Here is a 21,539-nt window from a genome sequence, read left to right as displayed (position 1 = left end):
CGGCGGGGACGGGGCGATGCGGTGCGGGCGCCCCGGCGCTGCCCGGAATGCGGGCTCGTCCGGATCAGAACGCGTACGGCCCGAACCGGCCCCACGCCACTGTCGCGGCCAGGATGAGAAGGACTCCGCTGGGTGCCAGCGCGGGGAACTCCCGGCGTCGCAGGTGCATCGCCACGGCGCCGGTCATCACCAGGGCCAGTCCTGTCGCGGCGATCGGGACCAGGATCACCGCCATGTCGACCATGGCGGGCAGAACCACGCCGATCGCGCCCACCACCTCCAACGCGCCGATCGCGTGAGGGGCCCAGCGCGGTGCGTCCTTGGCCCAGTCCTGAGCGGCGACGTACTTCTCGTGCGACAGCGCGAGCTTGAACAGGCCGGAGAAGAGGAATGCCGCGGCGAGTAGTGCGGCGATGACCCACAGAACAATGTTCATGATTTCCCATACGGAGAAGGCATACGGAGAGGGAGTGTGCACAACTAAGGGCGGTTGGACGTCATGCGACGAACGCGGTGACCGCCTTGGTGAACCAGGCAGGGTCTTCCTCGGCGACGAAGTGCCCGGTCGGAGCGACCAGGCCCCGGACGTTGTCGGCGTGGGGGGCCAGGGCCAGCGCGGTGGAGGTTCCGGATTGGGTGGAACCGATGGCGAGTACGGGCATCGGCAGTTTCCGCTCGGCGAGCAGAACGCGGTTCTCTCGGCCGTCGTCCAGGAGGGTGCGGTAGTGCTCGAAGCCGCCGCGCAGCCGCTCGCGCCCGGTGTACGCCCGGGCGTAGGCGGCGAGGTCGTGATCGTCGAAGGTGCCGGGGTTGGACAGGGCGGTGAACGTGGCGGTGAAGAACTCCAGTTCGTGACCGTCGAAGAGCATCTCGGGAATGTGTGGGGTCATGAAGAGGCCGAAGTGACACATGCCGCCCTCGGCGACGTTCATCGCCTCTTCCAGGCCGAGGCCGGGCAGGAGGGAGTCGACCAGGACAAGATGGGAGATGTCCTCGGGGTGGGTGGCGGCCCAGGCGAAGGCGACCATGGAGCCGATGTCGTGTCCGGCCACGGCGACGGGGCCGGTGAGGTTCAGGGCGTTGAGGATTCCGCGTATGTCGTCGGCCTGATGGGTCTTGGCGTAGCCGCCCTGGGGCCGGTAACTGTCGCCGGTTCCACGCAGGTCGGGCACGACGACGGTGTGGTCGTGGGCGAGGTCCGGCATGACGCGGGCCCAGGCGCGGGGGGTCTGGGGCCAGCCGTGGAGCAGGACCAGGACGGGACCGCTGCCGCCGACCGCGACCGACAGACGGGTGTGGTTGGTGTCGATCCGCTGTACGGAGAAGCCGTCGGGAAGCCAGTCGCCAGTGCTCATGGCAGGGGCCTTTCATCGAGGACAAAGGGTCAACGGGCGTGCTGAGTTGAGGGCCGTGGCGAGGAACTGCGGGATGGGCGGCTCGCCACCGAGGGTGACGCGTGTGGGGCGGAGGCGAATCCGTCCTCACCCTGAGGGGATGGCCAGCCGGCGCAGACGTTCCTCACCGATCATGGTCAGCATGTCGGTGTGCCGGGGCTGCCAGCCCAGATCCTGCTGTGCGCGGACAGCGCGGATGCGGCCGGAGACGGACATGATGAGGGCGCCGAATTCGCCCCACACACCTGTGGCCTCCTCGGAGGTGAGGCTGTGTGCCTTGACGCCGAGATCCGCGGCGACGCGTTCGGCGATCCAGCGGTTGGGGATCTCTCCGGCCACCGCGTGATACAGCCCGCCGTGCCGGCCCTTCTCCAGGGCGAGGGAGAACAAGCGGGTCACGTCGTCGATGTGGACGTGACTGTAGGTGTTCAGCCCTTCCCCGACGTAGCAGGCCGCCCCGGTCGCGGCCACCGACCGGTAGACCGTCGACACGTGACCGTGATCGCCGGGACCCCAGATCAGACCGGGCCGGATGACCATCGAACGCAGCCCGTTGTCGGCGGCGGCCATGACGGTGTCCTCCGCGGCCTTGCGGTAGGCGGCCAGGGGTTCGGGCGTGAACGGATCGTCCTCAGCGAAGACGTCCGGACTCCAGGCGCCGGCAGTGCGCTGCACCAGCACTCCGGTGCCGGACAGGAAGACGAACGTCTTGCGCGTGCCGCTCAGGGCTCGGACGAGGTCCTGAACGGTTGCGGTCTCCTGCGCCGGTCCGGCCTGGGCGGCATAGATGACCGCGTCAGCAGTCTGAGCCGCCTTCAGGACGGCGCCTCGGTGCTCGTCCAGGTCGCCTGCTACGGGCGTGATGCCTCGGGAGTCGAGGGTGGCGGCAGCGTTCCTGGTGCGGGCCAGGCCGGAGACCGCGTGGCCTTCGGCGGACAGATGCTGGGCCAGGGCGCCGCCGACAAAGCCGGTCGCGCCGATGACGAAGAGGTTCATGTCGAGCAGCCTCAGGAGGGCAGGGCACTGAGCTCGCCGCCGTCGGCGAACAGCACGGCGCCGTTGACGTAGGAACTGGCGTCACTGACCAGGAAGGAGACGATGTCGGCGATCTCGCCGGGATCTCCCGCGCGGCCACGGGCGTTGGTCCTGTCCAGCATCGCGATGTGCTCGCCGAGCATGGCCTTGGTGCCCTCGGTGTGTACGGGGCCGGGGGAGACGGTGTTGACACGCACGCCGGAGGGACCGAACTCGGTCGCCCAGTAACGGGTGAGGATCTCCGCGCCTGCCTTGGAGGCGCCGTAGGCGGCGCCGACGGGGGCGGGCATACGGGCCGCACTGGAGCCGACGATCACGATCGACCCCCGTCCCCGCGCGGCCATGCCCGGCGCCAACGCGCCGACCAGCAGGAACGGGGCGCGCGTGTTGACCGCGACCTGCCGGTCGAAGCTCGCTGCATCACTCACAGCGGTCGGAGCGAACTCGTACAGGCCCGCGCTGTTGACCAGGATGTCCACGGCTCCGGCCTCGGCGGCCAGGCGCAGCGTGCTGTCGGCGTCGGTGAGATCGGCGGCGATGAAACGAGCACGGCCGCCCTCGCTCTCGATCTCCTTGACCAGAGCCTCACCACGACCCTGATCGCGACCGTGCAGGACAAGGCCCGCGCCCTGGGCGGCGAGGTTGTGCGCGATGGCTTTGCCGATGCCGGACGTCGCTCCGGTGACGAGTGCGGTACGGCCCTGCAAAGCGGAGTCGGCGCTCATGGTGATCTTCCTTGCTGTGGTGCTCTCAGCGCGCGGCACGGATGACGGCCCGGCGCTCTTCCGCAAACCACTATGCCTAGAAGATGTTCTGTTAGCAAGAACATCTGTCGGCGAGCGCATGCGGTACGATGTGCGCGTGAGCGCATCCACGTCCGAGAACAAGAAGCCGCGTGCCGAGACCGAATCCCTGGCGCTGGACACCGACCTGGGCTGGGCGATCCGCATGGTGTCCGCGGCGTTCCGCCGCGTCGCCACCGACTCCGTCGCGGGCCTGCCCGGCGGGGCCCGTGGCTACCTGGTCCTGGTGGCACTGGCCGGCGGCAGCGAGCCGCCGTCCCAGCTCGCCCTGGCCAAAGAAGTCAGTCTCGATCGCACCGTGATGACCTACCTCCTCGACGACCTCGAAGCCCACGATCTGGTGACCCGCAAGCCGGACCCACGCGACCGGCGCGCCCGCCAGGTCCTCATCACCGACACCGGACGCGACCGACTCACCGAAGTACGGCACAGCCTCGGTGCCGCCGAAGCACGCCTCCTGACCGACCTCGGGCCCAAGGACACCGAGCAACTGCGGACACTGCTCGCGCGCGTCGCACAGACCGCGCAGCGCGAGGTCATCGCACCCGACGAAGCGGCGTGCTAGCCACACGCACGGCCATGAGGCGCAAGAAGCCGGGCAGAGGACTGAGCGCGGCATCAGGCCGCAAGGTCGTTCGCCGGTTCAGAGATAGCTGACGCCGGTCAGCTCTTCGGCCGCCGCCCAGAGCCGCTTGCCCACAGCGGGGTCGGTCGCCTCCCGGCTGAGCCGGGCGTCGCTGACCCGGCCCCTCGTCTCCCCGAGCGCGGACGGTCCGAAGAACTGGCCGCCCCGCAGGCCGGGTTCGGTCGCGGCGCGCAACTGCGGCAACGCCCCCTGCTCCACGGACTGGGTGGCCAGGAGGCCGACCCACGCGATCAACTGCCCGAACCGGCCACGATGCTCCCATGCGCGCGGGGTCAGGTTGGTACGGGTGAGACCGGGGTGGGCCAGCGTGCTGACGATCGGCGATCCTGCAGCACGCAGGCGGCGGTCCAGTTCAAGGCCGAAGACCGTCGTCGCGAGCTTGGACCGGCCGTAGGCGGGAGCCGCCCGGTAGGCACGCTCGAACATCAGGTCGTCGAAGTCCAGGTGTGCGCTCTTGTGGGTGATCGAGCTGAGGCTGACCACCCGGGGTTCCCGCGCCGCGGCCAGCCTGTCGAGCAGCAGGCCGGTCAGCGCGAAGTGGCCCAGCATGTTGGTGCCGAGCTGCAACTCGAAGCCGTCGACGGAAGTGCGGCGCGGGCCGAGCAGCACCAAGCCGGCATTGTTGACCAGCAGGTCGATCGCCGGGTGGTCGGCGGTCAGCCCCGTGGCGAACGCCCGTACCGAACCCAGGGAGGCCAGGTCCAGCTCCCGTACCTCGACGTCGCCGCCGATCCGGCGGGCGGCCTCCTCACCGGCGTTGGTGTTGCGGACGGCGAGCACGACGTGGGCGCCGCGGCGTGCCAGCTCGGTGGCGGTGACCAGGCCGAGGCCCGAGTTCGCGCCGGTGACGACGGCGACCCGGCCGTGCTGGTCGGGAATGCGGTCGGCGGTCCATCCGGTCATCCGCTGCTCCTTGAGGGTGTCGGTGCGGTACGCCGACGACGCTAGGAGCAGTGCGCACGGGATCGGTCGTTCTCGGTTGCCTAGGTCCGCGAGACCTACCTTGCCTGCCCGGCGACGCGGCACACTGGGGGCATGAGCCATCCCTACGCTCGTGAGCTGGGAGATTTCCTGCGCGCCCGGCGCGGCAGACTGCGTCCGCACGACGTCGGTCTGGAACCCGGCGGCCGACGCAAGGTCACCGGGCTGCGCCGCGAGGAACTGGCACTTCTGGCCGGGCTGAGCACCGACTACTACCAGCGGATGGAACAAGGCCGGGAGGTACGCCCGTCCGACGACGTCCTCGACGCGCTCGCCCACGCACTCGGACTCGACGACGAGGAACGCCGGCACATGTTCACCCTGGCCCACGCCGCCCGCCGGCCCCTACCCGCCCGGACGCACCACGGTCCGGAAAAGGTGCCGGACAGCACCCGGCGACTGCTGCAGGTGATGGACACCCCGGCGCTCGTACTCGGCAGGCACCTCGATCTGCTCGCCTGGAACCCGATGGCGGAGGCGCTGCTCGGCAGCCCGGACGACCACCCGTCCGACCGGCTCAACATGCTCCTGCTGATGTTCGACGACACGCTGACCGGCGAGCGGAGCTGCCCGGACTGGGAGCGGCAGGCACTGGACTACATCGGCATGATGCGCGCCGCCGTCGCCACTGATCCCACCCATCCGCGTGCCACCGCCGTCGTGGGTGAACTGAGCATCCGCAGCGCCGAGTTCCGGCGACTGTGGGCCCGGCACGACGTACGCGCGTCGGTCAGCGGCTCCAAGACCTTCCGGGTCCCCGAGGTCGGTGACATCGTCCTGGACTGGGACACCTATCCGCTGCCCGGCAGACCCGGCCCTTTCATACTGGCCTTCACCGTCGAACCGGGCAGCCCCGACGCGGAGCGGCTCCAGCTTCTGGCGTCCTTGCACGCGACCCGCTCGGCACGCGCCGACAAGCGCTCCTCCTAGGAGACGGGCGTTCGCCGTTGAGCGGCGCCCGCTCACCCGGCCGGGCGACGACTTGTAGCTGCTGGAGAAGATGCAGCTCGAAGGGCCGGTTCCGCCTGTCGGCGGCGGGGGAGTGCTGGTCATCGCAGGGGTGTCCTGCCCGGGGCAAGGAAGTGGGTGGACACCGCGGTCGACGCGAAGTCTTCAGGACAGTTCCGCGATCGATGTCAAAGGATTTGGGCGTCACTGAAATGTGTTGTCGGGCTGTCGGAACCGCGGAAAGACTGGCAGTCAGTCGTGACGGCCTGACCGAGAACGACGCAGGCCGCCGCGCCTCACCAGCGGATCATCGATCGAGGAGTCCACATGCGTCTGCGTAAGCGCGCGGTAGCCGCCGTGTTCGTGACCACCGCAGTCTTCACCGCCCTCGCCCCCCAGGCCATGGCTGTCCCCATGCCCTGGGAGACCAGCAAGACCCCCACGACCACCACCCACCACGTTCCCGCCACGTCAACCAGCAGCAGCGGCACACTCACCGTGCTGTGCGGAAGCCCCTGCTACCAGTAGGCAGTCGCCGCAGGGACCCGGGCGGATGGCGCGCATCCCGAAGCAGGTGAACGAGAACGCAGCGGGCGCTGGTGCGGGCAGGATGCGACACCAGCCCGGATTCCGCTGGTCGGCCTGTCCGACTCCGTGACCGGCTCGGGCTCGCCGAGGGCATCACCGATCTGGCCGCGGTAGAGGGCATCACCCAGCCCGCGATGACCGCACTGGTCAGGGTGTTGGAGGAGTCCGGCCTGGTCGAGCGCCGGGGCGACGCGTCCGACAAGCGGGTCACGCTGGTGTGCCTGACCGAGACCGGCGCCTCCTATGTCCGGACGCGGCGCCAGGCGGGCGTCCACGCGTTCGAGCGGTTGATCGGGAAACTCACCGGCGACGAGGTCGCGGCGCTGGTGGCGGCCCTCCCGGCGCTGAAACGTCTGGCAGAGCTCGAAAGCCAGGACCGCGAAGGGCCGAAGCAGTGACCGGGCAACCGATCGGCGGGGGCGCGGCGAAGGCACTTCCCGTGGCGCGTTCCGAGGCACGGCTGCTGGTCCCCGCCCTGATGTTCATCGCTCTCGTCGTGGCGGCGGTCGCCAGCCTCGGGACGCCGCTCATCACCAGCGTGGCGACCTCGTTCCACGTCTCGCTCGGCAGCGCGCAGTGGACGCTGACCGTCGCGCTGCTCAGCGGCGCCGTCGCCACGCCGGTCCTCGGCCGGCTCGGAGCCGGCCCGCACCGGCGGGCCACGATCCTCGCCACACTGGCGGTCGTCGCCGGCAGTGCGCTCACCGTGCTGCCGCTGCCCTTCGCGGGGCTGCTGGCCGGCAGGGCGGCCCAGGGCGTCGGACTCGGGCTGACGGCGCTGATGATGGGCGTGGCCCGGGACCACCTCCCCGAGGAGCGCAGCGCGGCCGTGATCGCGCTGATCTCGGTGGTCTCGATCATCGGAGCCGGCGTCGGCTACCCGCTGGCCGCACTGCTCGCCGAGCTCGGCGGGGTACGGGCCGCGTACGGCCTCGGCCTGGTCGTCACCGCCGCCGCCCTCCTGACCGCCTGGCGGTCCATGCCCGAAGCTCCCGAAGGCCGCTCGGCCCACGTGGACGTGGCAGGCGCGGTCGTCCTGGCCGTCGCGCTGATCCTGGTGCTGTTCCTCGCCGGCGAACGGAATCTGTGGAGCCGGCACCTCGCTGTGGCGGGGGCCCTCGCCGTCGTCGCGGTGGTGCTGCTCTGCGTCTGGGCCGTCATCGAGCTGCGCAGCACGACGCCCCTGATCGATGTACGGGCGGTGCGGCACCCGGCGGTCGCCGGGGCGAACCTCGCCATGTTCGTCGGCGGGATCGGCATGTTCGTCGGCGGGATCGGCATGTACCTCCTGCTCACGCTCATCACCCGGTACGCGCAGACGCCGCCCGGCGCCGGATACGGCTTCGGGCTGACGACCTTCGTCGCCGGGCTGGTCCTCATCCCGTTCTCGGTGCTGGGGTTCGTCGCCGGCAAGCTCACGCCGCGGGTCCGGACGCGGATCGCCGACCCCCTGCTCCTGGCCTGCAGTGCCGTCGTGGTCGGCGGCGGGTTCGCCCTGTTCGCGGCGGCCCGGTCGGACCTGGTCGAACTGTTCGTGGCGATGGGCGTGCTCGGCTTCGGTGTCGGCGGCTTCTCCGCCGCGATGCCCGGCGTCATCCTGGCCGTCACCCCCAAGAGCGAGACGTCGAGCGCCATGAGTTTCACCTACGTCGTCCGCAGCGTCGGGTTCTCTTTGGGCAGCGCCATCGGCGGCCTTATCCTCGCCGCAGGCACCGGCGCCGGCCACCTCTTCCCCGACGACAGCGCCTACACCACCGCGGCGCTGGTCGGCATCGGCGCCATGGCGATCGCGACGCTGACAAGCGCCGCTCTCGCCCGCCGACGCTCGTCCCAGACCAACCCATAAGTCAGATGCACTCATCCTCGCACTGGCATCCCAACACTGGAGGTTCCATGCCCAAGGGCTACTGGATCAGCGCCTACCGCACCATTTCAGACCCTGAGAAGCTGGCTGCTTACGGCAAGCTGGCCCCTGCGGCCGTCGAGGCCGCGGGCGGTCGGGTCCTCGCCCGTGGCGGTCGGGTCGTGGCGCATGACGACGGAATCGCCGAGCGCACTGTCCTGATCGAGTTCGACAGCTTCGAGCAGGCCGTCGCGGCGCACGAGAGCCCGGCCTACCAGGAGGCGCTGGCCGCCCTCTCCGACGGCGTCGAGCGCGACTTCCGCATCATCGAAGGCCTCGACTGACCGAGACCCGGCCGGACCTTCACTGAAGTTCACTGACCACGTGTCGGCCTCTTCGGGCAGGAACCACACCTGCTCGACCTGCCCGAAGAGGCCGAAGGCCGCCGGTTCGGCCCGGGTTTGGGGCCCGCCAGAGCACCCGGCCGCTACCGGCGGTGCCCCTGAAACCGCGCGGGTCGCACCAGGTGGACCAGAACGCGAGTGCCTGACCTGCGGGGACGCCGCAGCTCAGGCCTGCCCACGTGGACGGCGTCCCGCTGCTGCCCGGTTCCCTGCTCTCCCTCAGCTGAGGCCGCGAGAACTGCCCCTGTGGGCCGAGTCGGACGAGGGCCTGATGCTCCTCGGCGGCGAGCCGCATGGTGCGCGTCCTCGTCCGCCGCCCGCCGATCGGCCTCGCAGGCGGCGTCTTCATGGCGGTCTGCCGCAACGGGCTACTGGACGTGCGCTGGTACGAGGCCGGAGCGGCCCGGCGTGCTCACCGCACCGGCGCTGACCGCCACCCACGTCTGCGGACTGCTGCTCCTGCTGGACTCCCGTCGGGGCGGCGACCGGGCGGTGTGCTGGCCCCGGCCGCTCGTACGGCCGGCGAACTACCTGACCCGGTCGCTGCTCATGGCCCTGGTCTTCACCGGCTGCGGGCTGGCCGGGGACGGCCGCTGGGCCACCACGGCGATCCTGACCGGCTGCCTCGTCCCGTACGCGGTCCAGCTCGTCGTCAGCCGGTGGCTGCTGCGGAGCGTCCGGTACGGCCCGGTCGAATGGCTGCTGCGTACGGTGACGTCGGCGCGGAGGCCATGAACGTACCGGTGCCGCCGTCGCGGTCCTCGACCGGAGCCGGGGAGGACCCGGCGGCTGCCGAATTGGCCCCGGCCGGTTCCAGGAACGTCTCAGGACTGTCACCGGGTGACCCTGAGCGCAGGAGTATCCCGTGTCTCAGGTGTCGGACCGCGGACCCACCCGCGGTGACACCCACGGGGAGGCAGAACCTCATGAACAGCAAGCGTTTCGCACTGATCGCCACATCCGCCCTGACCGGCGCCCTGATGCTGACCGCCTGCAACGGTGACGACATCGACGCGGGCGGGGCGGCCCATGAGTCGGCGGGCGGGCACGCGTCGGCGGACTCCGCGCAGGCCGCGGGGGCGATCGGCCGCTACGGCAAGGACGCGGCCGGGGCCACGTTCTTCGCCTCGGTTCTCACCGGCGACAACGAGGTGCCGGTGGAGGGCAAGCCGGCGGTCGGTGACAAGGACGGCCGCGCCGTGGCGCTCATGCGCGTCCAGGGCCAGGACGTGTCCTTCGCGCTGGCGTGGAGCGGTACGGACACTCCGACCCTGGCGCACCTGCACCAGGGCGGGCGGGGAGTCAACGGTGATGTGAAGATCCCGTTCTTCACCGAGAAGCTCAAGGACGGCAGCAAGCACGTCTACGGCACCGTGAAGGTGAAGGACGCCGCGCTGCTGCGTGACATCAAGGCCCACCCCGAGAAGTTCTACTTCAACCTGCACACCGGCGAGTTCCCCGGTGGAGCCGTCCGCGGCCAGGCGTTCGCCCTCCCCGGCCGTGTCGATCTGCCGGGCACGATCCGGGACTCGGCCCTGCGCGGGGTCGTCAAGGGGTCCCAGGTCTACGCCTGCACCAAGCAGCCCGACGGCACCTACGCGTTCACCCAGGACAACGTCGAAGCCACCCTCCAGGGCGACATCGACCACACCTTCGCCAAGCCCGGCCCCACGGGGCCCCCGCAGTGGATCGCGCCCGACGGCTCCTCCGTCACCGGCAGCGTCCTCAACAAGTTCGACAACGGAGAGGGCAACATCCCCGAGCTCATCCTGAAGGCGACGCAGACGGGTGCGGACAAGGGGCTCCTGGCCAAGACGCGGACCGTCCTCCGGCTCAACACCGAAGGCGGGGTGGCCCCGGCCGGCAGCTGCGACGCCGGTGCCCACCCCACGGCCAAGGTGCCCTACACCGCCGACTACCTCTTCCTCGCCACCCAGTAGCACCTCGGCACCCCGGCACCTCGGGATGGGGTGCCGCGTACGGACGAAGCGAGGAAGGGTATGAACACGTACAGCCACACGCACAACGCCATACACCGGCACCGGCACAGGAACCACCGGAGGACCGCTTTCGCCGCGGGGGCCGTGGTGCTGGCCCTGGCCCTGTCCGCCTGCGGCGCCGACCGGCCCGGCGAGGGAGGTGCGACGCAGGCCGGGGAGAAGCCGTCGGGGAAGTTCAAGCTGGAGGTGGTCGAGGAGTCGGCGGTGCCCCTGAGCTCCGAGGGCATCTCCGTCCGCCGGGACGAGGAACTCGGCCCCGTCGTGGTCGACTCGAAGGGCAGCACCGTGTACGTCTCCAGGGCGGACGAAAGCCGTCCCGGCAAGTCGAGTTGCACGGACGCGTGCGCTACGACCTGGCTGCCGGTCCCCGCGCGGGAACCGGCAGCCGCCCAGGGGGTGGCGCAGGCTCTGCTGGGTTCGATCACCCGTGCCGACGGGGTCGAGCAGATGACCATCGCCGGCAGGCCTCTCTACACCTACGCTCCCGGCAAAAAGGGTGACACGGCCGGGCAGGGCATCAAGGACACCTGGTACGCCGCGGCTCCGGACGGCACGAGAACGGGCACCGAGCGGCCCGCCCTGGGCGTCCTGAACAGCCCCGGACTCGGCCGGGTGCTGCAGGACAGGAACGGCCGGACGCTGTACCTGTTCACGAAGGACACACCCTGGCCGATGAAGACGGCCTGTGACGCGAAGTGCCTGGAGAAGTGGACTCCCAGCGAGCCCGTCACGGCGGCGGACGCGAAGGCCGCGGGACTCGACCCCAAGGTTCTGTTCCCGTTCACCACTCCGGGCGGCGGCCGGCAGGAGTCCTTCAACTGCTGGCCCGCGTACACCTTCAAGGGCGACAAGAAGCCCGGGGACACCAACGGGCAGGGCGTGGGAGGGGTGTGGTTCGCGATCAAGGCGGACATCCCGCAGAGCGACCGCGGAAGGACCGTGCCTGCGGCGAAGGGGTGAGGACGCGGGACGACGGTGGAAAGTGACGGCCGCGGTGGCCCGACCGTCACTCTTTCGGCACTGGCCCTTGCCTACGGTCGGTCCCGAAACCAGATCCCTCCCCGTGTGCTTCCGCGTCCGGACAGTCCCCCGCCTGTCCGGACGCAGCACCGGTGCGACAGAGAACCAGGAACAAGCCACCATGACGCTACTCGCGGGCATCGCTCCATCGACGACCTCGCCGGCTCCCGACCTCGTGGACGGTCTGGTGGAGCAGCACAGGGACGCACTCCTCGCCTACGCGCACAGACTGCTCTCGGACCACCATCTCGCCGAGGACATCGTCCAGGAGACGTTCGTCAAGGCGTGGCATCACGCCGACAGACTCCTCAGCCGGGAAGGGTCCGTACGCGGCTGGCTGTTCAAGGTCGCGCGGAACCTGATCATCGACCGGTCGCGAAGTGCCTACGCCCGGTACGAGACGGTGACCACCGAGAGCGGGGACCCGGCGCAGGAGGACCACACCGAACCGGCACACGCGGCCATGGAGGCCGTTTCCCTGCTGCGGGGCGTTTCGGCGGACCACCGGAAGGTGCTCGTCTACCTCTACATCTACGGATGCAGTGTGGAGGAGACCGCACGCATCCTGGACGTGCCGGCGGGCACGGTGAGGTCACGCCGTCACCTGGCACTGCGCGCTCTGCGCAACCGGCGCTCGTCCACAGGGAACTGACCCCGCACCGCTTACGAACACCCGCTGATACGTACCGAAGGGCCCCACTCGTGCGAGTGGGGCCCTTCGGCGTACGGGCCCACGCAGAGCCGGACTTGAGCGCCGAGCGCGTTTTCTTCTCGACTGGCCGCAAATGGCCGAGTCTGGCGTCCACCCGGCCGGAGCGCGCAGAGTGTGGGGCGCGGTCGCCCGTCGGCGGCCCACGGTGTCGGGGAGGCCGCCCGATGTCGGGATCACGTACGGAGTGTCTCCGGTCCGTCGCCGCCCTGTCACGGGGCGGCAACCGGGTGAGAGCTTGAGGATCTTGCTCCGTACCTGCGCATGAGCGGCGCACTTCGCGCCCTCGGCAGGGCCAGTAACCACCGGACGACCATCTGCAGGGAGAACCAGAAGTGAGCCCCGAGAACCAGCCCACGGCGGACGTCGCACTGCGCTTCTCGGTGCTCGGGCCTCTCAGGGCCTGGCGGCACGCGACGGAGCTCAGCCTGGGCCCACCGAAGCAGCGGTCGTTGCTGGCACTGCTTCTGGTGCAGGCGGACCGGCCGGTCCGCCTGCACCAGATAGTCGACGCCTTATGGGACGAGGATCCGCCGGAGCACGCGGTCAACGTCGTCCACCGGCACATCGGTGCGCTGAGGAGACTGCTCGAACCGGAGCTGACCCGCAGAACCGAGGCCAGTGTCCTGGTGCGCGCGGCCGGCGGCTACCGGCTGAACACCGAGGACGAGGCACTGGACCTGCTGAGGTTCCGGAGACTGCGGGACGCGGCGCAGGCCGCCTCGGCCGCGGGGCGGCCCGCGGAAGCCACCGGCCTGTTCGTCCGGGCGCTCTCCCTGTGGCTGGGGCGGACCGCGGAAGGGCTTCCCCGCACGGTGCATTCCCACGCGGTCTTCGCCGGTGTCGACGCCGAGTATCTGCACGCGGTCAGGGACGCCGCCGACGCGGCGCTGGCCTCGGGAGACACGTCCAGGGTGCTCCCGCTGGTCAGGCGGGCGGCCGAGAGCGAACCGTTGAACGAGTGCCTCCAGGCGCGGTTCGTCCTCGTCCTCGCCGCCGAGGGTCTTGTGGCCCAGGCCCTGGACCACTACCAGGTCGTCCGGTCCCGGCTCACGAGCGAGCTGGGCGTCGATCCCGGTTCCGAACTGCGCGAGGCCCAGATCCGCGTGCTGCGCGGCACCGTCGTGCCGACGAGGACGTCCCCCTCCGGCGACCCCAAGTCCGCTGACACCAGCGACGAATCCTTCCCGGGTGGGAGCCCGGGTGGGAGCCGGGGCGTGAGTCCGGGGGCCGGCCAGGGGACGAGCCCCGGGGTGCGTCCCGCCCAACTCCCCGCAGACCTGCACGCGTTCACCGGCAGGAGAGCCGAACTCGACTGGATGCGTGACCTGCTGCCGGCCGACGGCGGCACGCCGGCCGCCGTCGTCATCAGCGCGATCGGCGGCGCGCCGGGCGTGGGGAAGACGACGCTCGCCCTGCACTGGGCCCACCGCAACACGCGGCACTTTCCCGACGGACAGCTGTACGTCAATCTGCGCGGCTACGACCCGGCGGGAGTCGCGCTCACGCCGTCGGCCGCGATCTGCTACTTCCTGGAGGCACTCGGCGTACCGGCCGAGGACGTCCCGCCGAGCCTCGACGGTCAGGCCGCCCTGTACCGCAGCATGCTCGCCGGACGGCGCGTGCTGGTAGTCCTGGACAACGCCCGCAGCGCCGAACAGGTACGACCTCTCCTGCCGGGGACACCGACGTGCGTCACGGTGATCACCAGCCGGGAGCAGTTGCACGGACTCGTCGCCGCCAACGGCGCGCGTTCCCTGCGCCTGGACATCCTGACCGTCACCGAATCCATCGAGTTCATGGCGAAGCGGCTGGGCGCGGCGCGCGTCGCCGCCGACCGGCAGGCGGCGACCGGCATCGCCGAGCAGTGCGGCAGGCTGCCCCTCGCCCTGGCGATCGTGTGCGCGCGTGCGGAGGGCCACCCGGCCGCGCCGCTCGCGGACATCGCCGCGGAACTGGCGGAGAGCCGCGACGACCTCGGCGTCTTCGCCGTCGGGGACCCGGCCACCGACACCCGGTCGGTCTTCTCCTGGTCGTACCGCACGCTGACTCCGGAAGCGGCCGGGCTCTTCCGGCTGCTGTGGATGTGCCCGCCCCACGGCGTCTCCGTGCAGGCCGTGGCGAGCCTCGCGGGGCTGACGACCGCACAGACCCGCCCCGTGCTGTCCGAGCTGACCCGGGCCAGCCTGTGGACCGAGCCCGCGCCCGGTCTCTACGGCTCGCACGAACTGCTGCGGACCTTCAGCCAGGAGCTCTCCCTGGCCGAAGACCCGCCCGAAGCCCGTGAGGACGCCCGCCGCCGGCTCTTCGACCACTATCTGCACAGCGCGCGCGGCGCGGCCACCCAGCTGTACACGCACCGGGAACCTCTCCCGCTGCCCGACGCCGCGCCCGGCACGCAGGTTCTGTCGTTCACCGACACGGACCGCGCGGCGAAATGGCTCGTGCGGGAGATGCCGGCGCTGGAGGCGGTGATCACCCGGGACAGCGGTCACGGCACGGGCGCGCACGCCTGGCGCATGGCGGCGACCCTGGAACTCGTCCTCGACCGGCGTGGGCGCCGTGAGGAGCAGATCGAGCTGCACACCACGGCACTCGCGGGCGCGCAGCGGCTCGGAGAGACTTTGGGCGAGGCCCACATGCATCGTGTCCTCGGTTTCGCCCACGTCCGCACGAACGACCACGCGCGGGGAGCCGCGCACCTGGAACGGGCGCTGGAACTGTTCACCGACATGGGAGACGTCCCCTTCACGGCACTGACCCACCGGTACCTGGCATTCTTGGCGAACGTCCGGCAGGACCACCGCGAGGCCTTGGCGCAGTACAAGATCGCCTGCGCCCTGTACACGAGGACGCGGGCCTACGTCGGCATCGCGAGCGTCACCAACGAAGTGGCCTGGACCCGCCTGCTCCTGCACGAGTACGAGGAGGCGCTCGGGGACTGCCGCCGCGCGGTCCGCATCGCGAACAGGTCCGGGAACAGGAACATCGAGGCGGCGGCCTGGGACACCATGGGTGTCGCGCACCACCGCCTCGGACAGCACGACGAGGCGCTGGAGGCCTTCGACCACGCGCTCACCCACTACCGCGCCCTCAACGACGCCTCGCTGATCGCCGACACCCTCGTCCACCGGGGCGAAGCACTCGCCGTCACGTCCCCCCAGGAGGCCCGCCTGGCGTGGAACGAGGCACTCGCGATACTCGACGTCCTCGGCCACACCGAGGCCGACAGGCTGCGCGAGCTGCTGGAGGAACACGACGAGGTTCCCTCAAGGAGCGGGCCGGTCATCATCAACATCTGAGAACGGGCGGGCCGGTCCCCATCACCCCCGGCTCCACACCCGCGGCCGGGCACCCGCACCGTCGTCCTGGGGTGCTCCCGGCTTATCTGGTCAAGCCTCAAGCACCTGTACGCGCGAGGCGAAAGGCCGGCCTCTCGCCGTCACCCGGGCTGCTGCCGCTCGCGCGCCTCGCCCCGCGGTGTGGTGACGACGAGACGGGCCCGGTGTGCGGTGATCACCTCGCGGAAGGCCGGGTCGGTGAGGAGCACGACCGGGGCTATGCGGTGCGGCGACTCGGAGTGCCAGTGGGGCAGAGCGGTCTCGATGACGGTCCAGGCGTCGTCGATGGCCCCGGACAGGGCGATCGTCCGGGCCGCGTCCAGGGCCTCCTGGAAGACCGGGGATTCCGGAAGCGTCGGCGGGGCCGACGCCGCGGCGTGGGGGATCCAGTCCGTGACGGGCTTGCCCTCGGACATACGGACCTCCGGCACGAGCATCGACGAGAAGTCCCGCCCAGGTCCGTACTCCTCCACCGTGCGACGCAGATACAGCGGCACAGCCTCCGCACGTACGTGTTCGAGCCCGACCGCCTCGATGACATGCGGACGCCCGAGGATGCCATTGCGGACCTGGTGATGCGCGTAGGCCAGGTCGAGGAAGGCGCCCAATATGACAGCCAGGTAGGCACCGGCCCCCGAGCCCTTGACGGCGGCCTGCTCGAAGGTGGCCGCCGCTCGCTCCACCTCGCCCCGCAGGGCCTGCGCACGCCCCTCGGCCACCAACTGCTCGGCACCGTCCGGATGAACGGCCCTGCCTTCGTGGCCTTTGAGTTCCTCGAACGAGTTGCGCTCCGCCTCGACCAGCTCGGCGAAGGACCCGTACCGGTCGCTCAGACCCGGTTGCCAACTCGACCAGGTGTACGCGGCCCACTCCCCGTCCTGCGACACGTCCCCGGAGTCCAGCAGCCACGACTGGGCGTCGCCCTCGTCCGCGATGAGCAGGACGGGGGCTCTGACGTCCTCGCTCGCGTCGTCCGGCTCATCGTCATAGGTGTCCATGTACATGTCGGCGTCGTCATCGTCGAGCCAGTCGACGGCGCCGGTCGTACGCATCTCATACATGAACGGGCCGAGATGCGACCAGCCGTCCGAGGCGCCCAGGAACGAGCGATAGCTGGGCGGGAGCCGGGTGCCGAGCCGGTCCTCCAGAGCCGCGATCCGCTGCTCGTCCGCGCCCTCGTAGCCCAGCCACCCGGTGGCCCGCTGCTCGTCGCCGACGTTGAACAACTCGCCCTCGGCAGACACCCGCAGAACATCGGCACCGTACGCAGCCAGGTAGGAGCGCCACTGTTCGACGGTCCTGAGCCGTCCCGCGACTGTCCCGGTTTCCGGGTCCGCGGCGGAATCCCCGAAGCTTGATCGCACAGCACTCCTGACCTTCTGATGTCCTAACACCCTGGCATCGTCCATGCTAGAGACGCCCACTGACATCGCGGCCGGGGCCGTCGGTCAGCCGGTGAGGTGGTACGTCCCCGATGCGGTGGCGAAGACCGCGCAACTGTCCGTCCCCTGTAGGGACATGGCGGTTGCGTACGCGAAGTCGGCGCGGTCTGCCGCCCCGTCGGCGGTTACCCCCCCCACACCTCCGCGCCGGTGTCCGCGGGAGGAGACAGGTTGCCTTTCGCTATCACTCACCCCGATCAGGGCGGTGCGACGCCGTGATCTGAGTACCTGTACTCATGAGGGCGGTCGCGGATGGGCTCGATAGTGAGGGCCCGCCCTGCATATGAGGAGCAGTCCATGACCGCCACCCATCCCACCCCCGCCCCGACGCTGGACGCGAGGTTGTCGCCCCGGCGCCGTCTGCCGGCCGTCCTCGCCGTCGTGGTGGCCGCGGCGCTCGTGGTGTCGAGGTTCGGCGCGGCCGATCCGACGACCTGGCTGTTGGAGACGGTGTGGGTGATGGCGGGCCTGCCGCTGGCGATCCTGCTGCGCCATCGCTTCCCGTTGAGCGGTCTGCTGTGCGCTCTGTTGGCGGTGCACGCCCTGGTCCTCATCGCGGGCGGCCACTGGACCTACGCGGAGGTGCCCGCAGGGGACTGGGTGCGCGACTGGCTCGGATGGGACCGCAACCCCTACGACCGCTTCGGCCACCTCGTGCAGGGCTTCGTCCCGGCGATCCTGGTACGCGAACTCCTCGTCCGCACCTCCCCGTTGCGCGGCAGCCGCTGGCTCGCCCCGCTCACGGTCTGCGCCTGCCTCGCCTTCAGCGCCGTCTTCGAGATGCTGGAATGGCTGGCGGCGGTCACCGGAGGCGAGGCCGCGGACGCTTTCCTGGGCACCCAGGGAGACGTTTGGGACACCCAGTGGGACATGTTCTGCGCCCTGATCGGCGCCACCTGCGCCCTGCTGCTCCTGAGCCGCGTCCACGACCGTGCCCTCGCCCGTCTGGGCCGGGGCAGGCCGACCGCCACCTCGTAGGGGAACACGCCGCGGTGGCGCTGGAGGTGAGGCGCAGGGTCTCTCCGACCTGCATGTCTCGGATCGAGCGAGACCGGACAGGCGCAGTTCAGTCCGCCCGGTCCAGGGCGCGGGGCAGGGCGAACGGTCACTCTTCGCCGGTCGGGCTGCCGCGCGCGCGTCCGTCCCCCGGCCCGGGGCGGCAGCCACGCCGCTCATCCGGATCGCTCCGCCCGAGCCGCGAAGCCCGCGCACGTCACCGCGCAGGCCCGGCCCGCGCCACCGGCCGGGCAGGGAGGGGCCGCGCGAAGGCCGACGGCCTGCTGGGCGCGCACCCGCCTCGTGCGGCCGTTACGGGGATTGGCTGGCGGTGGCTGGTCACGATGTCGTGGGCCCACTGCGGGAGTTGGCCGCGACCGTCCACAGCGCCGCTACAGGTGGCGACCCGTTCCGGTAGGCCGGCGCCGTGCGTCGTGCCCGGGTCACGGCCGGGCCTGCTGCGCCGCGACGCCAAGGCGAACCGCACCCGCCGCGCGGCACCTGATCCTCGGCTTCGACCTCACCGAGGTCTACCTCGGCGGTCCGGCCGCTTTCGCCGGCCTGCCACCGGCCCGCCCCTCATCATGGCCAGCCTGGAAATCCTCGCCATCCCCGCAGCACTCCGTCAGGCCGCCCGCGACCGCCATCGCCCCCAGACCACCCTCGGCCTCAGCGGATGAACACGCACAGGATCACTTCACGCAAAGACCTTGGTAAGGCCACGCGGGCGTGAAAAGGAAATCATCTTGGACATAATGAGGGTAAATGTGTCTCCCGTCCTCTCTTCCGCGCTCGCTCCACCTCCCCTACGGTATTTCGAGAAGCGCTGCCGAAAAGATCGGGGGATGACGGCAGTCAGGAGGAGACCGAGGAATTCATAATTCCCGTCCGCCGTATCAACGGCGTGCTTCGGCATGGATTCGATCACATCGGTAGTACGGGGAAGCAGGAAAAGGAATGGCTGACTTCAAGAACCTCGTCGTCCTTGGCGACAGCATGTCGGACATCGGTAACAAGTGGACGTGGCCCACCGGGGAACTGGGCCGCCTCCTCAACGCGCTGGGTCTCGGCGGGATGCGCGTGAACGAGACCGGCCGCTTCAGCGACGGCAAGAACTGGACGGACTTCCTGGTGGAGTGGGCCACCGGCGAGTCGATCATGTGGGGCAACAAGGACGTCACCCTCGCCGCGTCGTCCCAGCACCGCGCCCTGACGGGCGGCGCGGAGATGTGGGTGAGCGACTGGGACGCGCCGCAGAAAGAGAAGTTCGACGCCAAGGCCTACCTCGCGGAGCTGGAGGAGCGTGCCAAATCCGGGCTCTCCGGCTCCGCCGCGGCGAAGCCGGCCAAGGACAAGCCCGCCAAGGTCTTCCGCTACGTCAACTACTCCATGGGCGGAGCCATCGCGACCCGCGACTGGACGCCCAAGGCCGGGGCCCTGACCACGCTGGACGAGCAGGTCGAGAGCTACCTCTGGCAGCGCAAGAACTACACCGGCCGCTTCGACGGGCCCACCTTGCACGTCATCTGGATCGGCCTCAACGACTTCGTCACCGCCAAGCGCCCGGACTACCCTCCGAGCCCGACCCTGCCCGCCACCGGCGTCTACGCGGACTGGCTGGCCTGGCGGCAGAACCACCCGGGCGAGGTCAAGGGCTTGAGCGGCAAGGGTGCCTTCCCTGCCGTGGCGGAGATCCAGGCGAGTGTCGAGAAGATCAACGCCGCCTTCCCGGACCGGGTGCAGGATCACCACTTCATGGTGATCGACCTGCCGAGCGTCTACAACGCCTGCCGCTTCATGGAGAACATGCGCAAGGACACGGCGGCGAAGGTCGAGGAGGCGAAGACCATCGAACCCGTCGTGGTCTCCTACAACACGCTGCTGGCGGACCTGCTGGACAACTGGCCGGCCGGGCCGCACGCACCGCAGCCGGACCACGCACGGTACGTGCGGATGAACCGCTGGATGCAGGAGATCAGCACCGACCTGGCGGGCTGGGGTCTGAAGAAGGACTTCCAGGATTCCGGAGTCCCCGTGTTCTACACACCTCCCCTGCCGGGCGAACCGCAGGAGGACCCCGCGAGCGCTCACCGCAACCGGATCACCACCAGTGACCTCGGGCATCCCAGCGAGATGGTGTACCGGCTGATCGCCCGCTACTTCGCGACCCAGGTCGTCAAGGCGGGGCACACCCTCGGCCGTATCGACGCACCTTCCTGGTGGAGCCACGCCCCCATCCAGGGACGGCCGTTCGGACTCGCGGGCGACTGACGTACTTCGATCAGTGCCGCCGAATCGCCCGGAACTCCGGACGGCTCGGCGGCACGCCCATGTGTTCTTTTGCCCTGAGGAATCGAAGGCCGGCGGTCGGCGACCGGAATTACTTTTCCACCGGCCCGTCCGGAGTATCGAATTCCCGATCTGAGATTCATTTGAGATTCCGTGCCAGTTTTACGCGCCCCTTCTCCGGGGATCTCATCCAAAGCCTAGGCCCCGGGCGGAAACCGCATGATGAATACATCTTCCCGTTGAAGGACAGGCTCAGGCTTTCGCGGGGTCCGTGCCCAGGAAGCGGAAGCGGCCGTTCTTCACCCGGTAGAGGAAGACGCCCTCGTCGCCTGTGTACCAGCCGTTCTCCTTGTTGAAGGCGTACGGCTTGGACACCCCTTTGAACGTGGTTGTGCGCAGTACCGGCACCAGGTCCTGGCGGGACACGCTCTTCCTGCCCAGGCCCTCTACGCAAGCGGTGATCAGCCGGACCGCGTCGTACGCCTCGGCGGCGAACAGCGGCGGAGCGGTGTCGAAGCGGGCGCGGAACGCCTTCGCGAAGGCGCCCGCCGAGCGCACGGCCGACGGGTCGACCGCCGTGGACACGATCAGCCAGTCGTCGCCCGCGGCGCCCGCCTCGCGCAGGAATCGTGGGTCGTGGGCGGCCTGGGTGGCGAACTTCGGGCCCCGGTAACCGGTCTTCGCGAGGGCGCGGGCGAAGCGGGCGGCGTCCTGCCAGTCCCCGCCGTGGACCACGGCCCCGGGCCGCTTCGCCACGATCTGCCGGGCGCGGGCCGCGTGGTTGTCGCTGTCCAGCGGCAAGGTTTCGGCGAGGACGGTCCGGTTGCCGCCGGTGCGCAGGCCCTCGCTGAGGAAGCGGGTGACTTGGCGGCTGTACTCGGTCTCGTTGTCGACGAGCGCGATGTCGTCGAGATCGTGGATCCCGAGGTAGCTGGAGACGGCGACCATCTGCATGGCGTCGTTCGGCCGGGCGCACTGGAACACCCGGTTGATGTGCCGGGTGTCCCCGTCCGTCACGCTGATCACCGACAGCGCGGCCTCGTCGTACGCGCTCAGCACCGCGCCCGCCGCCCGCGTGCTCGTCGCACCCAGGACGGCGA

20 protein-coding genes are annotated in these 21,539 nt (G+C 70.2%); 13 read left to right on the top strand and 7 right to left on the bottom strand.

Annotated features, from left to right (window positions below):
* Positions 1–64 precede the first annotated feature (64 nt).
* From ACFVH5_RS38070 to ACFVH5_RS38055, 4 genes are all read right to left on the bottom strand, one after another.
* Positions 65–436 carry a DoxX family protein gene (locus ACFVH5_RS38070; protein WP_385838266.1) on the bottom strand — a complete coding sequence of 124 codons (372 nt, stop codon included), beginning with the start codon at positions 434–436 and terminating at the stop codon, positions 65–67.
* A gap of 61 nt (positions 437–497) precedes the next feature.
* Entirely contained in the window at positions 498–1,355 is an 858-nt protein-coding gene (locus tag ACFVH5_RS38065) for an alpha/beta fold hydrolase (RefSeq protein ID WP_385838265.1), read from the bottom strand.
* A 126-nt stretch (positions 1,356–1,481) separates the two neighbouring features.
* On the bottom strand, positions 1,482–2,390 hold the full coding sequence (locus tag ACFVH5_RS38060; protein ID WP_385838264.1) for an NAD-dependent epimerase/dehydratase family protein: 909 nt from the start codon (positions 2,388–2,390) through the stop codon (positions 1,482–1,484).
* Between the two features lie 11 nt (positions 2,391–2,401).
* A complete protein-coding gene (locus ACFVH5_RS38055; RefSeq protein ID WP_385838263.1) occupies positions 2,402–3,154 on the bottom strand; it encodes an SDR family NAD(P)-dependent oxidoreductase in 753 nt (250 codons plus the stop codon).
* A gap of 136 nt (positions 3,155–3,290) precedes the next feature.
* On the opposite strand from ACFVH5_RS38055, the gene ACFVH5_RS38050 reads away from it, so the two are divergent.
* Positions 3,291–3,797, top strand: coding sequence for a MarR family winged helix-turn-helix transcriptional regulator (locus ACFVH5_RS38050; protein WP_385838262.1), 507 nt, complete (start codon positions 3,291–3,293; stop codon positions 3,795–3,797).
* Positions 3,798–3,875: 78 nt separating this feature from the next.
* Here the strand turns inward: ACFVH5_RS38050 and ACFVH5_RS38045 are convergent, their stop codons facing one another.
* Positions 3,876–4,781 (bottom strand): oxidoreductase, encoded by a 906-nt coding sequence (locus ACFVH5_RS38045; protein ID WP_385838261.1) that lies wholly within the window; start codon positions 4,779–4,781, stop codon positions 3,876–3,878.
* Between the two features lie 132 nt (positions 4,782–4,913).
* Here ACFVH5_RS38045 and ACFVH5_RS38040 point away from each other — a divergent pair, with 132 nt between their 5' ends.
* From ACFVH5_RS38040 to ACFVH5_RS37995, 10 genes are all read left to right on the top strand, one after another.
* Positions 4,914–5,789, top strand: coding sequence for a helix-turn-helix transcriptional regulator (locus ACFVH5_RS38040; RefSeq protein WP_385838260.1), 876 nt, complete (start codon positions 4,914–4,916; stop codon positions 5,787–5,789).
* A 345-nt stretch (positions 5,790–6,134) separates the two neighbouring features.
* Positions 6,135–6,335 carry a hypothetical protein gene (locus tag ACFVH5_RS38035; protein ID WP_385838258.1) on the top strand — a complete coding sequence of 67 codons (201 nt, stop codon included), beginning with the start codon at positions 6,135–6,137 and terminating at the stop codon, positions 6,333–6,335.
* Between the two features lie 152 nt (positions 6,336–6,487).
* Positions 6,488–6,793 carry a MarR family winged helix-turn-helix transcriptional regulator gene (locus tag ACFVH5_RS38030; protein ID WP_385838267.1) on the top strand — a complete coding sequence of 102 codons (306 nt, stop codon included), beginning with the start codon at positions 6,488–6,490 and terminating at the stop codon, positions 6,791–6,793.
* Positions 6,790–8,241, top strand: a complete 1,452-nt coding sequence (locus ACFVH5_RS38025) for an MFS transporter (RefSeq protein ID WP_385838257.1) — start codon at positions 6,790–6,792, stop codon at positions 8,239–8,241. Before ACFVH5_RS38030 ends, ACFVH5_RS38025 begins: the two co-directional genes overlap by 4 nt.
* Positions 8,242–8,288: 47 nt before the next feature.
* Positions 8,289–8,582: a DUF1330 domain-containing protein gene (locus ACFVH5_RS38020; RefSeq protein ID WP_385838256.1), complete on the top strand. Its 294-nt coding sequence runs from the start codon at positions 8,289–8,291 to the stop codon at positions 8,580–8,582.
* A gap of 468 nt (positions 8,583–9,050) precedes the next feature.
* On the top strand, positions 9,051–9,377 hold the full coding sequence (locus ACFVH5_RS38015) for a DUF418 domain-containing protein (RefSeq protein ID WP_385838254.1): 327 nt from the start codon (positions 9,051–9,053) through the stop codon (positions 9,375–9,377).
* A 191-nt stretch (positions 9,378–9,568) separates the two neighbouring features.
* Positions 9,569–10,582 carry a CHRD domain-containing protein gene (locus tag ACFVH5_RS38010; RefSeq protein ID WP_385838253.1) on the top strand — a complete coding sequence of 338 codons (1,014 nt, stop codon included), beginning with the start codon at positions 9,569–9,571 and terminating at the stop codon, positions 10,580–10,582.
* Positions 10,583–10,642: 60 nt separating this feature from the next.
* Positions 10,643–11,602 (top strand): SCO0930 family lipoprotein, encoded by a 960-nt coding sequence (locus ACFVH5_RS38005; protein ID WP_385838252.1) that lies wholly within the window; start codon positions 10,643–10,645, stop codon positions 11,600–11,602.
* Positions 11,603–11,783: 181 nt separating this feature from the next.
* Positions 11,784–12,314: a sigma-70 family RNA polymerase sigma factor gene (locus ACFVH5_RS38000; RefSeq protein WP_385838251.1), complete on the top strand. Its 531-nt coding sequence runs from the start codon at positions 11,784–11,786 to the stop codon at positions 12,312–12,314.
* Between the two features lie 392 nt (positions 12,315–12,706).
* Positions 12,707–15,673 (top strand): BTAD domain-containing putative transcriptional regulator, encoded by a 2,967-nt coding sequence (locus tag ACFVH5_RS37995; protein ID WP_385838249.1) that lies wholly within the window; start codon positions 12,707–12,709, stop codon positions 15,671–15,673.
* 140 nt (positions 15,674–15,813) lie between these two features.
* Here ACFVH5_RS37995 and ACFVH5_RS37990 read toward each other — a convergent pair whose 3' ends face one another.
* Positions 15,814–16,956: an SMI1/KNR4 family protein gene (locus tag ACFVH5_RS37990; RefSeq protein WP_385838248.1), complete on the bottom strand. Its 1,143-nt coding sequence runs from the start codon at positions 16,954–16,956 to the stop codon at positions 15,814–15,816.
* Positions 16,957–17,451: 495 nt separating this feature from the next.
* On the opposite strand from ACFVH5_RS37990, the gene ACFVH5_RS37985 reads away from it, so the two are divergent.
* Both ACFVH5_RS37985 and ACFVH5_RS37980 read left to right on the top strand, forming a co-directional pair.
* Positions 17,452–18,132 carry a DUF2238 domain-containing protein gene (locus ACFVH5_RS37985; RefSeq protein WP_384800765.1) on the top strand — a complete coding sequence of 227 codons (681 nt, stop codon included), beginning with the start codon at positions 17,452–17,454 and terminating at the stop codon, positions 18,130–18,132.
* A 975-nt stretch (positions 18,133–19,107) separates the two neighbouring features.
* Positions 19,108–20,421: a hypothetical protein gene (locus tag ACFVH5_RS37980; RefSeq protein ID WP_385838247.1), complete on the top strand. Its 1,314-nt coding sequence runs from the start codon at positions 19,108–19,110 to the stop codon at positions 20,419–20,421.
* Positions 20,422–20,691: 270 nt separating this feature from the next.
* On the opposite strand, the gene ACFVH5_RS37975 is transcribed toward ACFVH5_RS37980, so the two are convergent.
* On the bottom strand, positions 20,692–21,539 hold an 848-nt coding region (locus ACFVH5_RS37975), incomplete at its 5' end, for an ABC transporter substrate-binding protein (protein WP_385838245.1).

Source organism: Streptomyces sp. NPDC127119 (assembly GCF_042677425.1).
GTDB lineage: Bacteria > Actinomycetota > Actinomycetes > Streptomycetales > Streptomycetaceae > Streptomyces.
This window is presented reverse-complemented; position numbering and strand designations above follow the sequence as displayed.